Here is a 15,167-nt window from a genome sequence, read left to right on the forward strand (position 1 = left end):
GAGTATTTTGAGATAAGTATTGCTATTTCCCAGTATTTCCGGTTTAAATTCAATCCCTAACTTATGATTTTGTCCATTCGGTAAAATAATCACAAGCGGTCGAATCAAACCCAGAGAGCTAATTGGGTGTGCTCGCTTGCAACGCAGGTTGTTTTAACTGAATTCTTTGTTACTACATTTTTTCTTTTTCAGCTTTCTCAATTTCCAACTTTTGATCTTTTATACAAAATCCTAAGAAAGCCAGTAATAGCTATAAATCCGATTCCAATGATAAATTTATAATCAGCAAAAACATCATTCGATCCGTTTTCGGTCAGAGCAATAATAAGTACTATAAGTGCTGCAATCCAAATCAGTGCTAAAAAAACCCATAAAAATTTGTTCATATTTTGATTTTAATTTGTGGTAACGTCTCGTATAAAAACAGTGCGAGCTGGCGAGCTTGATTGTCCGCCCTGTCTCCCGAAGCCTTGGCGTAGGGAGAAGGTTCCGACCGAAGGGAACAGCGGCAGCACAATCCGCAAGGCAAGCGAGCACGGAGTTTCGATTCAAACCAAGTTTTAGCATTGTTTTTATATAGTGTTAGGCATAGTTTTTATTCCGTCGTTAATTTTAATTCCCTTTTTTCTTTCACAAAATATTTAACATAAATCAGCACAAAAATTGGAACTATTACCAAACCACTCACAAAATTCAACAAGGAAGTCCAACCAATTAATTCAATTCCACCTGTAGAGATCAACACTAACTCGCCCAAAGGTCCTTTTGAAAATATTGTATTATAAAAAAAATTCCAGCCCAAATGAAGTCCGAAAGGTAACATTATGGATTTGGTTTTCGAAAAAGCCCAAGCCCAAGCGTAACCCATTAATCCAGTTCCGATAAAAACTAAAATCATTGCCATTACATTGCCTAACACTCCGTATGAGAACCAATGATAAATTCCGAATGCGATTGCGGAAATCAAGATACTTTTTCTTGAGCCTATTTTTTGGATGAGAATGTATAATAAAGCTCCACGAAAAATCAATTCCTCTCTCAATACAGATTTAAAATCCCACCAAAATGATTTTAGTATAATTTCGCTCGTAATATTTTTATTCAAAATCCAAGTCGAAGATTTTAGATATGATTCTAAATATTGAGCAAGAATGCAAAGTATTCCAGTGATTAAAAATCCGATCAAGAATTGTTTTAATTTTTTGCCAAGTGGAAGAAATCCTAATGCAAAAATATTCTTCTTTTCAATCAGATATAAAAGCAACCAAGAAATGGCAAGTGCAACAAATATTCCTATCATTTACTTGGTTGGTTTTAAATTATGCCTAACGTCTGGTATAAAAACAGTGCGAGCTGGCGAGCTTGGTTGTCCACAGGTTCTGACCGAAGGGAACAGCGGCAGCACAATCCGTACAGCACGTGAGCAAGGAGTTTCAATTCAAAATAATTTTGAGCATTGTTTTTATACACTGTTGCCTACAGTATTATCTCTGCCGTGTCCATTTAAAACATCAAACCGACACCTAATTGATATCCAGTATTATTTATAGTATTGTCGGAGTCTTCTCTATCAAAAGCATCAGTAAAACCATACAAATACCTTGCACTTCCAAAGAAACCGCCTATAAATTTATAGGATGCTCCCAATGCACCACCAAATTCAAAATTGCTACCGAAATCTGCTTCTGCTCCATCAATTTTTTCATTTACTAAAAAATTAAAAGAAGGACCCACTTCTATAGATAAAGATTCTGTCAGGAATATTTTAGCCAAAACCGGAACTTGTATATAATCAAGATTGTATTCCGTCGGTCGTGGACCGCTTCCCAACATATTTAAATCCGCCTCTGTACCTTGTGTAGAATATAATACCTCTGGTTGTAATGAAAATCTTTTTCCCACAGAAATTTCTGCTATTAGTCCTAAATGAAATCCTGTACGACTTTTTGTCTCAGAGAAATTATCCGATTTCAGATTCGTAAGATTAAGCCCACCTTTAGCTCCAAAATGGACAAACTCTTGAGCTTTAACGGTTGAATCTGTAAAAATAATAAGAGAAAAAATTAGAATAAGATTTTTCATTGTGGTTAATATTTATGATTAAATAAAAAAGTGATTTTTCAATATTGTGGGCAATGTATGTATAAATGCCTTGGTACGTTTATTTTCACCTTGTCTTTTAAGGTACTTAATTAGGGAAGTGCTACGAATCTAATGGATTTATTATTTTAAAAAAAATATTTGTTGCAACATGGATATAGATTTAGTTGGTTTTGCTGCTTTAATGTCTCAAATCCTCAAAGGCCCTACAGGCCTTAATGAAGGGTTTGGTGGTAGCGAGAAATCCACTATAAAACTGGGGAAAACATTCCTGGCCGGCAATTATGAATGCTCCAGCCTTAATTTTCATGCATAAAAAAAGCCTCTCATTTCTGAGAGGCTTCGTAGCGGGAACTGGACTCGAACCAGTGACCTTCGGGTTATGAGCCCGACGAGCTACCTACTGCTCTATCCCGCGATATATGATTAACTAAATGTTGTAAGAACTTTGGGCGACTTCAGCTATATTGTTGCTGTGTTACCGGATGGCAAATATACAACGGTTTTCCACTTTAGCAAAACAAATTTTAAAAATTATTCGGCAATCCAGTTCATTGCCCTAATCCTGTTTTCAGGAGCAAAGATCTCCACTTCCGCATCCAATACAAAGTCCCTGAATTTCATAATATTTCGAATAAGGTCCTGATTGGTTACTATAGCCAGTTTATTGAATTTGCCGTTGTTCCTTAATTGAAAAATAAGATCTTTTACCAGCAGGGGCACCGGAATCTTTACTCCGGGTTCGAGTTCTATGTAGAGATTTATAACCGCCGATTGTTTAAATTTTTCCCTTAGCAGGGCATGCACTTCATTTAGCATCATCTTGTCCACATCTCTGTCAATGATGATACCCACAACATTATCGGCAAATTCAAAACTAGATATCATTAGAACAAAGAATTTCAGTTCTAAATTTACATCCCGGAAAAACAATTTTGATTAAGTATTCGTTAAAAAATCACCTATTGTTCCAGATTTACCGCCTCGAATTCTGTAAGTATATTATCCCGAAAACCAACCCTTATTTCTATAGGATTGCAGCAAATTTCACAATCCTCGACATAGGTTTGACGGGAAACTGATGTGTCGAGGAGCATCGAGATCTCCTCCCAGCAATAGGGACATTGAAAATAATGTTCGTACATCGCCGATTTTATTTTTTCCTCTGTAAGCTATTTGATCGTTTCCAGCTCTTCGGTGATGAGCTCCCAGGACCTCATTAGCTGCTCGAGTTCCTTTTTCTTTTTGTCGTAATTCTCAAGAAAATGGGGTTTGGCAATTGCCCGTTCGTAATTGATCAACATCTCCTGCTCCTTTACGCCTATTTCCCTTTCCAGTTTGTTGATCTTCGCCTCGGTATTACTAAGTTTATTGTGAAGGGATTTTAATTTTTTCTGATCGTTATACGCCTGCTTACTGTCAGAATTTCTTGGATCTTCCTTTTGTACCTTGTCTCTTTTTTCGATGGCACGCATATTCTCTACGTTGCGCTGCTCAAGGTAAAAATCTATATCTCCCAGATATTCCCTTATCTGGTGATTTTTGAATTCATAGACTGTTGAAGTAAGGTTCTGCAAAAAGTCCCTGTCATGTGATACCAGGATAAGGGTGCCTTCAAAGCTTTTTAAAGCTTTCTTAAGCACGTTCTTCGACTTTATGTCCAAATGGTTTGTTGGCTCATCCATGATAAGCACGTTGAAGGGCTGCAACAATAGTTTACAAAGAGCCAGACGGTTTCTTTCGCCCCCGGAGAGCACTTTTACCTTCTTGCTCACTTCGTCTCCACGAAACAGGAAGGAACCCAGCATATCTCTCACCTTGGCGCGGGTGTTCTCATTGGCTGAATCTATCATTGTATCCAAAACGGTTTTCTCCCCATCCAGATATTCTGCCTGGTTTTGTGCAAAATAACCTATTTGCACATTGTGGCCGTGCTTCATCATTCCCGTATGCGGGATCTCACCAACCATGATCTTGGCCAGGGTAGATTTTCCCTGCCCGTTCTGCCCTACGAAAGCAATCTTGCTGCCACGTTCTATCAACAGGTCTATATGCTCCAGAACCATCATGTTCCCATAGGTTTTCCCAATGTCCTTGGATTCTATAACTACCTTCCCCGGTTGTATGGAGATTGGAAACCGCACGTTCATCACCGCGTTATCATCTTCATCTACCTCAATCCTGTCTATTTTATCAAGTTTTTTGATAAGGGATTGCGCCATGGAAGCCTTGGAAGCTTTAGCGCGGAATTTCTCAATTAGCTTTTCGGTTTGCTCTATCTGCTTTTCCTGATTTTTTTGAGAAGCGAGCTGTTGTTCCCTCAATTCTTCCCGCAGTACAAGATATTCAGAATATGGTTTTTTATAATCGTAGATCTTTCCCAGGGAGATCTCTATAGTCCTGTTGGTAACATTGTCCAGGAACATTTTATCGTGGGATACTATGATCACACATCCCGGATAATTTTTCAGAAATGATTCCAGCCAGATGATAGATTCAATATCCAGGTGGTTGGTAGGCTCATCCAGAAGAAGGATGTCATTATTCTGCAATAACAATTTTGCCAGTTCAATACGCATTCTCCACCCTCCGGAAAAAGTATCTGTGATCTTATCAAAATTGGTGCGGTCAAAACCAAGCCCCATTAGGACCTTCTCAGTTTCACCCTGATAATTATACCCTCCAATGATCTCGTATTGGTGGGTAATCTCACTTAGATCCTGAATTAAGTTGGAATATTCCTCACTTTCATAATCTGTACGCGTGGCAAGCTGGTGATTAATATGGTCTATTTTCTTTTCAATAGCTTTGATCTCAACAAATGCCTGCTGCGCCTCTTCAAGCACCGTTCTACCCTGTACAAAATCAATATCCTGCTTTAAAAAACCAATTTTAAGTTCCTTGTCCTTTGCAATTTGCCCGGTATCGGGTTCCTGTTCGCCTGAAAGGATCTTAAGCATGGTCGATTTCCCGGCTCCGTTCTTTCCTATAAGCCCTACGCGGTCTCCCGCTCCAAGCCTGAAGGTTATTTCATCAAATAATGACTCCCCGCCAAATGATATCGATAAGTTATGAATGTTAAGCATTATAATGTTCTAAAATTTTTGCAAAATGCTTATTTTTGTACTGGTAAAAAAATAGAAATGAGATTCTTAAAGGGTACAAAGTTATACAGTATTGTTACAGGCACCTGCCCCGTTTGCCAGGAGGAAAGCATGTATAAGGAACCCAATCCTTATAAAATGCATAAACTTTTTGAAATGCACGAGCGCTGCTCCCATTGCGGGACCAAATATAAAATGGAACCCTCCTTCTTTTTTGGTGCTATGTACGTGAGCTATGCCCTGGGGGTGGCATTTTCTGTAGCCGCTTTTATTATTTCTTATTTCTTTTTTGGCAGCGGACTTATGACCACCTTTATTACCATAACCGCCACTTTAGTAATATTTCTGCCGCTTATTATCCGGCTGTCCAGAAATATCTGGATCAATATGTTCCTGAACTACAAAAAACCTGCCTAAGTCCCTATAAATATCTTTTCAGGTCAATTTCAGGATCCAGGGATTCCCCCTCCTCCAGATATGCAACAAAATTCTTAGCCACAGTAGGCGCTATTAACACCCCCCTGCTCCCAAAACCATTGCAGCAATATAATTGAGAAAATTGCGGGTGCTGTCCTACAATGGGTTTGCGGTCCCTGGTTGCCGGCCTTATCCCGGCAACCTGATCAACGATCTCAAAATCACAGTCCAGCATTTTCCTTACCTGAGACAATAAAGTCTCCCGGGCGGCGGGGGTTGGATCTGCAGATACATCTTTATGATCATACGTTGCCCCTATTTTATAAAGATCATCTCCAAGCGGTAAAATAAAGACCGAGGATTTTACTGCAACTTGCAGCTTAAGATCTTTTGATCTAATAACAAGGTACTCCCCTTTATTTCCATGAAGCGGTAAAAATTTGAACCAGGGATTAGCTACCATTCCATAACCTTCACAAAATAAAATTTTGCGGGCGCTTATCTCATTATAGGAAACAAAATCTTCTCCCAGGACCAGCTTGCTGTGATCAAAATTGGCGGAAATAAGGGAATTCATCTTTTTTAAATACTCCCTGTATTTCCAAATTAATAGGGAAGTATCTATTCTCCCGGTCCCCTTAACCCTGCCAAATGAAAAATTTGAGGGAATATGGTCGTTGACTGAATTGGTAAGATTGGAATCCAAAAAGGGTTCTACCGTGGGTTTGTCCATGGCGCTGAACCAATTGTTTTGTTCTTCTATGGAGTTGAATTTCCGGTATATGGGCAGCTCGTCAATAAGTGAAACTTCCAGTTTCTTTTCGAGGGAGCGATAAAAAGGCAGGGCGGTTTCAAGCTGTTCACCCGCATTCCACGCCAAAGTAAATCGCTTAAGGATCACAGGATTGAAAATACCGCCGGCAACCGTAGAGGAATTCTGGGAGTTATTCTCAAATACCATAAGGCTTTTGCCCCTGCTTATTAATTCTTCGGCAATACTAATTCCGCTTAAGCCGGCCCCAACTATAATATAATCCAGCATGACATATAATTATAAACGCCCCGTAAGACCGGGGCGTTTGAATATTTAAATTTAGAAATGTGTATTAATTCAAATTAATAATTCCACATATCCTGTTCAAAGTTGCGAATCTGCTCCCTTATCCTTTCAGATTCCAGAAGTTGCATAAAAGCACTTTCAGTAATATAATCATTTACAGATCTGTCTCCCTGTACATTATCTTCCTTATATATTACCGCATTAAATCTGCGGGCATTGAGCAGGTGGTCAAAAGAAATGTCTTGTGAGGAATTCCCTCCGGTAAATGCAGTTGCTTCAAAAAGTATATTTCTGGCATCGGGAAACCACACCCAGAATAATTCAACCAGGTCCGGTTCCTCATCATCCAGGAAATTCACATCGGGCGCTACGGGAGCTATACCGAGTAACCTGTACTTTAATTCTGCCTGTCTCTTATCAAAATACCACATTCCGCGAATGCGATATTCCATAATATCTGCGGAAGAAAGGTCTCTTCTGTCTATATATTGCTGATCAATTTCCTCCCCGGCGTTGTACTGCTCCCTACCAAGATCTGTAGTATCGATTTTAGAAATGGCGGCACTAATATCATTAAGGGTTCTTTTTTCAGTAAAATAAGAATCGGTATAAATGTTCTTGATCTTACCGCTTTTAATACCCGTCATTAAAACATCGTACAATGATCTTCTGCTGGCACCAATATTTACAGTATCAATAGGATAATATAAAGGAAAATTTACCCTTTCATCAAGATCTATGATTTCCCACACATTTTTGGACCACAGGATATCCCGGTCTTCAACATAACCATATTCCAATGGTTTCTTTTTCGCACGAACATCCAATTCCGCAGCAGATACCTGCCCAATCTGGTCAGGAGTCTTTGCATTCAGGATATTTGACTGCGCGTAACTTCCGGTTGCTAAAAGCAATCCAAAAACGCCTGTCAAAAATTGATTCCACTTCATGGTTCTTCTTTCTTTTTAATTTGTTAACTCAACAAATACAGGAGATACTTTTTTAAGCATATAACTGGAGTTATTGGCCAGCGATGCCTGTATATCAAATATTTGTACTGTTTCACCTCTTCCTGCACGTCTTAAAGCTGCTTTAGCGGCAGCATCCAGCGTATTTCCTCTTACAGTAACTGTTGGTTGGCCAGACACTTTAAAGCTGAACCCTGTTACACGTAAGCCAAGGTCAAAATCAAAGTCTGGCAAACTTGCACCTACACTTGAAATTTCAAGACTGTTACGTTGCATTTTAACCGACCCGTCTTCTCCACGAATTGTTCCCATTGGAGCGGGGATATCTTTAATTCTGAAAACTTTACTATCAGAAACCTTTTCACCACCCGGCAATTGTCCGGTTACGCTTATGGTAACTTCCCTTGCCTGAACAGTGGTAACGTTCATATTATATTTTCCTGCGCCACCTGCCGGTGAAAGGCCCGGGCCACTTGCAGAAACCTGCCCAACTCCAGGAATGGAAATGGTCATAGGGTTTTGTACACCACGGTATACCACGTTCATCTTATCTGCAGAAATTACGGCAGCATTAGGTTTTGGAATTACCGCGTAAGAACTGTTAATAGGAATACTGATAATTGAATCTCCTTCTTTAAACTGAAGCTCTCCTTTAATCTCCTGTTCTCCCACATTACCTGCAGGAAAATTAAGATCTATTTGCCCTGCTCTCGCACTGCTTACTTCTTTTCCGTTAATAGTTACTTTATCAAACTGCAAAGTATTATCAACTCTTCCCAATACTACTCTACCCTGGAAATTCTCTCCACTGAAAAAAGCAGTTTTATTCGGGATCACAATTGCTTCATAGTTGGTCAAAGAAACCTCACTTTGTAATTGGCCCGATAACATAGCCGAAAGGATCTCTCCCTGGGTATTCTTAACATCGGCCTGTAACTGGGTAAGTTTGGTAAGGGATGCGATCAAAGGATATCCCTGGTAGTGGTACTCAAGCCAAGGCTTGGTTATTCCCGCCCTATCTTCTACCGGCTCTGTAGCAAATTCATTCTGAACTTTGGAAGCAATAGATTCAAGGCCCTGTTCATTTTTTATAAGATCTACAACTCCTTCTCTGTAAGCAGTTATCTGTTGCATGAACTCATCTCCTTTCACAGTATTCTTACCACCGGTAAAAAACATTTCATCAAGCTGATCTGACCGGTCCATGGTCTCATAATCCTGAAGATCATCCTGCTTTGCAGTAAGATCTGCCTTCAGGGTTTCTATATAATTATTGAAATTGGTTGAAAGCTCATCAACCCGTACGGCCTTTTCTTTTAAGGGGGCATATTTCGCGGGCTGCTCTTCAACCTTCGCATCAAGACCGGCCATAAAGGCGGCATTCCTTTGCGTGGTTGTTTGATTTGATTCGGTTAATTTTTCATTCAATAAACCAAAAGCGGTAAGTACCTCTTTTGACATATTTAAAGCAAGCATAGCGATAAAAACCAGATACATCAGGTTAATCATCTTCTGCCTTGGGGATTGTTTTCCAGACGCCATTTAAATTTTTTTAGTTTCTTTAATAAGTTTAACTGTTAACAGGCTTAGGATTAAACTGCTCTTCCATTCATCGCGGTCAGCATACCACCATATACTCCGTTAAGAGAAGAAAGGTTAGATGCCAAAGATCCCATTTGTTCCTTTAACCTGCCGGCGTTTTCAGCAACCTGCTCATTAATCTCAGCTTGTCTTGCTGATGATTCTACCTGCACTTTATAAAGATTATTTAAAGTTTCCATTTGAGCAGCAGCAAGCGTAAGCTCTTCACTGTATTTTCTTTGAGATGCCATGGCATCTACAGTAGGAGCAATTCCTTTTGCAGCACCTTCAAAATTACGAATGCTGTCTCCCAGGCTGTTCATTAAATTTGCATCAATTTTAGCTTCTCTAAGCATATCATCCAGTTTTTTGGAAAGAGATGCTTCTGTTTCCTTATTCTCCTCAATTAACGCCTGCTCTCTTGGAGTAGCAGCACCCCCTGCAAGTTCAGGATAAACCAAAGACCAATCCAGATCATCATCAACAGGTTCAAAGGCAGAAACAGCAAATACGATTGCCTCGGTAATAAGACCTATAATAAGCATTAAGTTACCAAATGGCCAGTGCATGATTTTAAAAAGGGCTCCTAGAATTACCACGGAAGCACCCAGACCATAAACCATGTTCATTATCTTCATTCTGTTCTTATTGTTTGCCATAACTTTTAAAATTAGATTCTTTTTGTTTGATAAATAGGTTATTTATTAAAATAGGGTTTAATCTTATTTAGGTGGTTGATTTAATGTAACATCTGTACCAAGATAATCCTGTACCGTCCTGAAGCCTATATAACTACGTGCAGTATCTGAATACTCAAAATCACGTGAGCTAACCTGCAGGAAGTATGCCACATCTTTCCAGGAACCGCCACGCACAACCTTACGCGGATCTTCATCGTTATTAACAGATGGGTTCATAGAGGACATATATTCATAAGATGAAGGGTCATAAGAGGAATTCACCCACTCTGCAACATTCCCCGCCATATTATATAAATTGTAATCATTAGGCTCATAAGATTTAGCCTCTACGGTATACAAAGCCTGATCTGCCGCGTAATCTCCCCTTAAAGGCTTAAAGTTCGCCATAAAACAACCACGGTCATTTTTCGCGTATGGCCCACCCCATGGGTAAGTAGCAGATTCAAGTCCGCCACGCGCGGCATATTCCCATTCTGCTTCTGTAGGCAATCTATAGGTTGGCACATCATGGTTTTTCTTGCTTCGGCGGTATGCATTGTGATATAATGTTCTCCACTGGGTAAATGCCTTTGCCTGTTTCCAGGAAACTCCCACAACCGGGTAATCATCAAAAGCCGTATGCCAGAAGTAATCATTATGCATAGGTTCATTATAGGAATAATTGAAATCTTTGATCCAAACAGCAGTATCTGGGTAAATAGCTACTTCTTCGGTTATAATAAAATCGCTCCTTTTTTGAGTTTTTGATCTTGCAGCTTTTTGAATATCCATCCAGCGATATCGGAATTTAAGATGTTTTACATCTATGGTTCGCTGCCCGTTATAAGATTCTTCAATTGGAATATACATCGTATCCATCACACTGGCATACGCCTCGTCCGGATAATCCCTTGTATCCCATATAATATCAATATCTTTATTAATTTTCCTCCCTTGATAATCATCACTCATCGAGTAATAATTATCATACATATACTTTTCATAAACACTCATGTTCTCCGTGTCCGTATCCAAAAATGCAAATTCGCCAATCCCGTCATCTCCGGGAGTAGCTCCTGTAAACTCTGCTTCTACAGCAAGTTTTAAACGCACGATAGAATCGCGCACCCAGTTGGTAAACTGCCGGTATTCGGCATTGGTAATTTCTGTCTCATCCATATAGAACGTACGCACTGTCACAGTCTTGGGAGGCGCATTTTTCATATCGGCAATATCTGCATCAGCCTTTCCCATTATAAAAGCTCCACCGGGTATCAATGTCATACCATATGGTTTCTCCGGGTTCCACTTTTTTCCCTGCGCGCCTACTAATTGTCCCCGATCTCCCCGACTACAACTGGCAAGTATCGCTAAGACTGCAATAAGCGAAATAAATTTCTTCATAGTTCTCTCTGGTTATGACATTTTCCTATTAGGCGGTAAACCTATCTATTTATTTTATAAAAAACAATAGTTTTGGTAAAAATACAGTATTTCTGGAATACCCCCGACAAAAATTTTACAGTTCGTTTTTTCTCTTGGTTTTGTACCAACGCTCCGGAATTACCTGATTACAGGCTTCCAGATAATCCTCATGGTTGCAAGGTAATAACGTATGGCGTTTTAATTTAGTATTTGAATTTGAAATAAATGGAATTTCTATCCACCATCTTCCACTTACAGGGCTTTTGAAAAACACAAGCACCTCATCATCAATAGGGACCTGATATTTTATAAACTCCTTTTTTGCTGAAATAGTATTTTCATTAGTACGATAATTTACCCCCTCAATAAAATACCAGATCATTTGTGCTATCAACATATTTCCCGCCTTAGGATATCCAGAATGGTACTCATAGATTCCCAAAGAAGTAACTTTATCACTTATCCCGGCATAACGCGCCAGGGCACATATTTCCTTTCCGTCAAAGCCATTGGGGGAGGAATGAAAATTTCCTCCTATGGCCGAAGCATTTATGGCCCCAATATCTATTCCTACCAGGTTGGCATCCCTCATCACAGGCTCCACTATTTTTATATTTCCCGAAACTTCTCCCAGCCTGTAGGCATCAAAGAAAAGGCGGTCCATCAATTCGATCTCATCCTGTGAGTTGAAATATGTTTGATATCCCACAGCCGAATAATTGAACAAATTATATGGCTTGTTCACAACGATCTTTCCTACATAGGAATTCCCTCCAATTGGTTTTTCAGCATCACCAAGATCAAACCTGCTGTCTATGTTCACCAGGTTTACCATTTGGGCAAAGGAATCATAGGCGCGGTATTGCGCATAAATAAGATCCTGACTCCCACCCAGTATTACAGGGATCACCCCCTCTTTTAACAGCTCGCTTACCAGGTTTTGTAAAGCATAATAAGTATCCTCTACGCTTTCTCCCTTTTCAATATCTCCAAGATCGGCCACTTTCAAATGCCAGTTACCGGGAAAAAGGCTGTAAAAATCTTTCCTTATCTTGTTAAAATTAATGTATTCATCTTCTCCTGCACCGGCCAGCCTGGTTTCTTTCACTCCCACCACAGCAATTTTAATATTGTCAAGGTCGGGGACACCGGCCCGTTGTGTATGTAAGGTTACCTGTTTTCCCAGGTCCTGCGCCTCTGTTGCTCTTATTTCTTCTACAAGATTTTCATCCAGGGGGCTTAAATATTCAAAATCCATCAATTACTTCTTTTTTGATGTAGTTTTCTTTGCAGTTGCTTTTTTGGCCGGGGCCTTTTTTGCCGCGGGTTTTTTTGCCGCCGCTTTTTTAGCAGGTTTCTTTGCCTTCTTCTCCAGGATATCTTTCACTTCTTCTAAAGATAACTTGGTGGCATCAACGGTTTTTGGTAATTCGATCTTTGTTTTTCCCTTCAGGATATGAGACCTGCCCCAGCGGGCTTTCTCCACCCGTATTCCTTCTTCCTCCCAGTGATGTATCACCTTATCCTTTTCTTTCTGCTTTTTATCCTCGATCAATTCTTCTATATCTTCTTTGGATAAATTATCGAAATCGTATTTCTTATTTACATTAATAAAGATATCATTCCATTTAAGGAATGGCCCAAAACGGCCTACCCCTTTTTGAACCGGTTTCTGGTCATACATATGTATTGGCGCATCTGCCTTTTCTTTAGCTTCAATCAATTCCAGGGCACGGTCCATATCCACGCTCATGGGATCCTCCCCTTTTTCCAGGGACACGAATTTTTTACCATAGCGTACATAAGGGCCAAACCGCCCGTTATTTACTTCTACGGGTTCCCCTTCATACTCCCCAATTTCCTTCGGAAGTTTGAAAAGGTCCATCGCTTCTTCATAGGTAATAGAATCCAGGGTTTGTTCCGGCATAAGGCCGGCAAACCTGGGTTTTTCTTCATCTTCCACAGAACCTATCTGTACCATAGGGCCAAATTTACCCAGGCGTACGCTTACCGGTTTCCCGGTTGCAGGATCTTCCCCCAGGATACGCTCTCCAACCTCGCGTTCGGCATTTTTGGCCACATCAAGTACCTGCGGGTGAAAACCTGAATAGAAATCTCGCATCATGGTGGTCCACTCCTCATTACCTTCAGCAATATCATCAAAACTCTGCTCCACCTTGGCGGTGAAATTGTAATCCAGGATATTGGAAAAATGATTTACAAGGAAATCATTTACCACCATCCCTACCGCGGTAGGGACCAGTTTTCCTTTATCGCTTCCCACGGTCTCTGTAAGTTGTTTTTCTGAATATTTATCCTTTTTAAGGATTAATTGCTCGTATTTGCGCTCGCTACCTTCTATAGTGCCCTTTTCTACATAATTTCTATTCTGAATAGTAGAAATAGTTGGTGCATAGGTAGACGGTCTTCCAATTCCCAGCTCTTCCAATTGTTTAACCAGGGATGCTTCAGTATATCTGTAGGGAGGCCGGGTGAACCTCTCGGTTGCGGTTATGTAATTGTTTTCAAGCTTCTCATTTACCCTTAAAGCCGGCAACATTCCTTCCTGTTCTTCATCCTCCTCATCACTGCTTTCCATATAAACTTTTAGGAAGCCATCAAATTTAAGCACCTCGCCATTGGCAGTGAATTGTTTATCGTGCTTGCTGGCATCTATCTTCACATTGGTCCTTTCCAATTGGGCTTCGCTCATTTGGGAGGCTATAGCGCGTTTCCAGATAAGTTCATATAAACGCACTTCATCGCGATCTGCATTTACCGTATGAATATCAAAATGTGTTGGCCTGATAGCTTCGTGAGCTTCCTGGGCCCCTTTTGATTTTCCTTTGAACTGCCGGGTCTTGGAATATTTCTCGCCATAGGCCTTCAGGATTTCCTTTTTCGCACCATTTCGGGCATCGTCAGACAGGTTTACGCTGTCCGTTCTCATATATGTAATATGACCAGCTTCATAAAGCCGCTGGGCCATGGTCATTGTCTTGCTTACAGAAAAATAAAGTTTACGCGATGCTTCCTGTTGTAAGGTGGAAGTTGTAAACGGCGGAGCCGGGGATTTGATCGCCGGTTTGGTGGTAAGATCTGCTACCTTGAAATTGGCCCCAATATTTTGCTGAAGGAATTTCCCTGCTTCCTCTTTGGTATCAAAATTCTTGGGAAGTTTTGCCTTAAAGGATTTCCCTTCCTCATTCGTAAATTCAGCATCTATCCTGAAAGAAGCTTCGGCTTTAAAGTCCTGGATCTCGCGTTCGCGTTCAACAATAAGTCTTACTGAAACAGATTGCACCCTTCCAGCAGAAAGACCGCCTTTAACTTTTCTCCATAAGATAGGAGAAAGTTCATAACCTACCAGCCTGTCCAGAACCCGTCGTGCCTGTTGTGCATTTACCAGGTCATAATTTATATTTCTGGGATTTTCAATCGCTTTTAAAATCGCGGTTTTTGTGATCTCGTGAAAAACAATTCGTTTGGTTTTATTCTTATCCAACTTCAGTTCTTCCGCAAGATGCCAGGCAATAGCTTCCCCCTCGCGATCCTCATCACTTGCCAGCCAAACCATATCGGCATTCTTGGCCAGCTTCTTCAATTTATTTACTACGTCCTTCTTATCCTTGTTAACTATATATTTTGGCGTGAAATTTCCTTCAGTATCCACCCCAAGCTCCTTTGTGGGAAGATCTGCGATATGCCCGAAACTTGATTCCACGGTATAATCCTTTCCCAAAAATTTCTCAATGGTTTTTGCCTTGGCAGGAGACTCCACGATCACTAAATTCTTTGCCATAAATATTTTTTTCTTGCTGCAAAAGTATAT

General features: G+C 40.3%; 15 protein-coding genes and 1 tRNA gene. 2 read left to right on the forward strand and 14 right to left on the reverse strand.

The features are described 5' to 3' along the window. Positions 1-197: 197 nt before the first annotated feature. The 3 genes from FK178_RS09925 to FK178_RS09935 form a co-directional block, all read right to left on the reverse strand. Positions 198-386: a hypothetical protein gene (locus tag FK178_RS09925; RefSeq protein WP_146834297.1), complete on the reverse strand. Its 189-nt coding sequence runs from the start codon at positions 384-386 to the stop codon at positions 198-200. 209 nt (positions 387-595) lie between these two features. Further along, the gene (locus FK178_RS09930) at positions 596-1,300 is read right to left on the reverse strand and encodes a CPBP family intramembrane glutamic endopeptidase (RefSeq protein WP_146834300.1); all 705 of its coding nucleotides are present in this window, start codon (positions 1,298-1,300) and stop codon (positions 596-598) included. A 203-nt stretch (positions 1,301-1,503) separates the two neighbouring features. Further along, positions 1,504-2,082 (reverse strand): porin family protein, encoded by a 579-nt coding sequence (locus FK178_RS09935; protein WP_146834303.1) that lies wholly within the window; start codon positions 2,080-2,082, stop codon positions 1,504-1,506. Between the two features lie 169 nt (positions 2,083-2,251). On the opposite strand from FK178_RS09935, the gene FK178_RS15490 reads away from it, so the two are divergent. After that, the gene (locus FK178_RS15490) at positions 2,252-2,416 is read left to right on the forward strand and encodes a hypothetical protein (RefSeq protein WP_168194584.1); all 165 of its coding nucleotides are present in this window, start codon (positions 2,252-2,254) and stop codon (positions 2,414-2,416) included. A gap of 29 nt (positions 2,417-2,445) precedes the next feature. Here the strand turns inward: FK178_RS15490 and FK178_RS09940 are convergent. From FK178_RS09940 to FK178_RS09955, 4 genes are all read right to left on the reverse strand, one after another. Beyond that, a tRNA-Met gene (locus FK178_RS09940) sits at positions 2,446-2,518 on the reverse strand. 116 nt (positions 2,519-2,634) lie between these two features. Then, a complete protein-coding gene (locus FK178_RS09945; RefSeq protein ID WP_146834306.1) occupies positions 2,635-2,988 on the reverse strand; it encodes a SpoIIAA family protein in 354 nt (117 codons plus the stop codon). 74 nt (positions 2,989-3,062) lie between these two features. Further along, entirely contained in the window at positions 3,063-3,245 is a 183-nt protein-coding gene (locus tag FK178_RS09950) for a CPXCG motif-containing cysteine-rich protein (RefSeq protein ID WP_146834309.1), read from the reverse strand. 27 nt (positions 3,246-3,272) lie between these two features. Next, the gene (locus tag FK178_RS09955) at positions 3,273-5,186 is read right to left on the reverse strand and encodes an ABC-F family ATP-binding cassette domain-containing protein (RefSeq protein WP_146834312.1); all 1,914 of its coding nucleotides are present in this window, start codon (positions 5,184-5,186) and stop codon (positions 3,273-3,275) included. Between the two features lie 57 nt (positions 5,187-5,243). Here FK178_RS09955 and FK178_RS09960 point away from each other — a divergent pair, with 57 nt between their 5' ends. After that, the gene (locus FK178_RS09960) at positions 5,244-5,621 is read left to right on the forward strand and encodes a DUF983 domain-containing protein (protein ID WP_146834315.1); all 378 of its coding nucleotides are present in this window, start codon (positions 5,244-5,246) and stop codon (positions 5,619-5,621) included. Between the two features lie 4 nt (positions 5,622-5,625). Here the strand turns inward: FK178_RS09960 and FK178_RS09965 are convergent, their stop codons facing one another. The 7 genes from FK178_RS09965 to topA all read right to left on the reverse strand — a co-directional run bounded on the left by FK178_RS09965 (position 5,626) and on the right by topA (position 15,137). After that, positions 5,626-6,663, reverse strand: a complete 1,038-nt coding sequence (locus tag FK178_RS09965; protein ID WP_146834318.1) for an NAD(P)/FAD-dependent oxidoreductase — start codon at positions 6,661-6,663, stop codon at positions 5,626-5,628. 74 nt (positions 6,664-6,737) lie between these two features. Further along, positions 6,738-7,631, reverse strand: coding sequence for a type IX secretion system ring subunit PorN/GldN (porN, locus tag FK178_RS09970; protein ID WP_146834321.1), 894 nt, complete (start codon positions 7,629-7,631; stop codon positions 6,738-6,740). A gap of 15 nt (positions 7,632-7,646) precedes the next feature. Next, entirely contained in the window at positions 7,647-9,191 is a 1,545-nt protein-coding gene (gene porM / locus FK178_RS09975; protein ID WP_146834324.1) for a type IX secretion system motor protein PorM/GldM, read from the reverse strand. 50 nt (positions 9,192-9,241) lie between these two features. Next, entirely contained in the window at positions 9,242-9,889 is a 648-nt protein-coding gene (gene porL / locus FK178_RS09980; RefSeq protein ID WP_146834327.1) for a type IX secretion system motor protein PorL/GldL, read from the reverse strand. Positions 9,890-9,952: 63 nt separating this feature from the next. Continuing rightward, positions 9,953-11,314 (reverse strand): T9SS ring complex lipoprotein PorK/GldK, encoded by a 1,362-nt coding sequence (porK, locus tag FK178_RS09985; protein ID WP_146834329.1) that lies wholly within the window; start codon positions 11,312-11,314, stop codon positions 9,953-9,955. Between the two features lie 115 nt (positions 11,315-11,429). Continuing rightward, positions 11,430-12,593 (reverse strand): formimidoylglutamase, encoded by a 1,164-nt coding sequence (locus FK178_RS09990; protein WP_146834334.1) that lies wholly within the window; start codon positions 12,591-12,593, stop codon positions 11,430-11,432. A 3-nt stretch (positions 12,594-12,596) separates the two neighbouring features. Beyond that, complete coding sequence (topA, locus tag FK178_RS09995; protein WP_146834337.1) at positions 12,597-15,137, reverse strand: type I DNA topoisomerase; 2,541 nt, start codon at positions 15,135-15,137, stop codon at positions 12,597-12,599. Between the last annotated feature and the right edge of the window lie 30 nt (positions 15,138-15,167).

Source organism: Antarcticibacterium arcticum, from assembly GCF_007993795.1.
Lineage (GTDB): Bacteria > Bacteroidota > Bacteroidia > Flavobacteriales > Flavobacteriaceae > Gillisia > Gillisia arctica.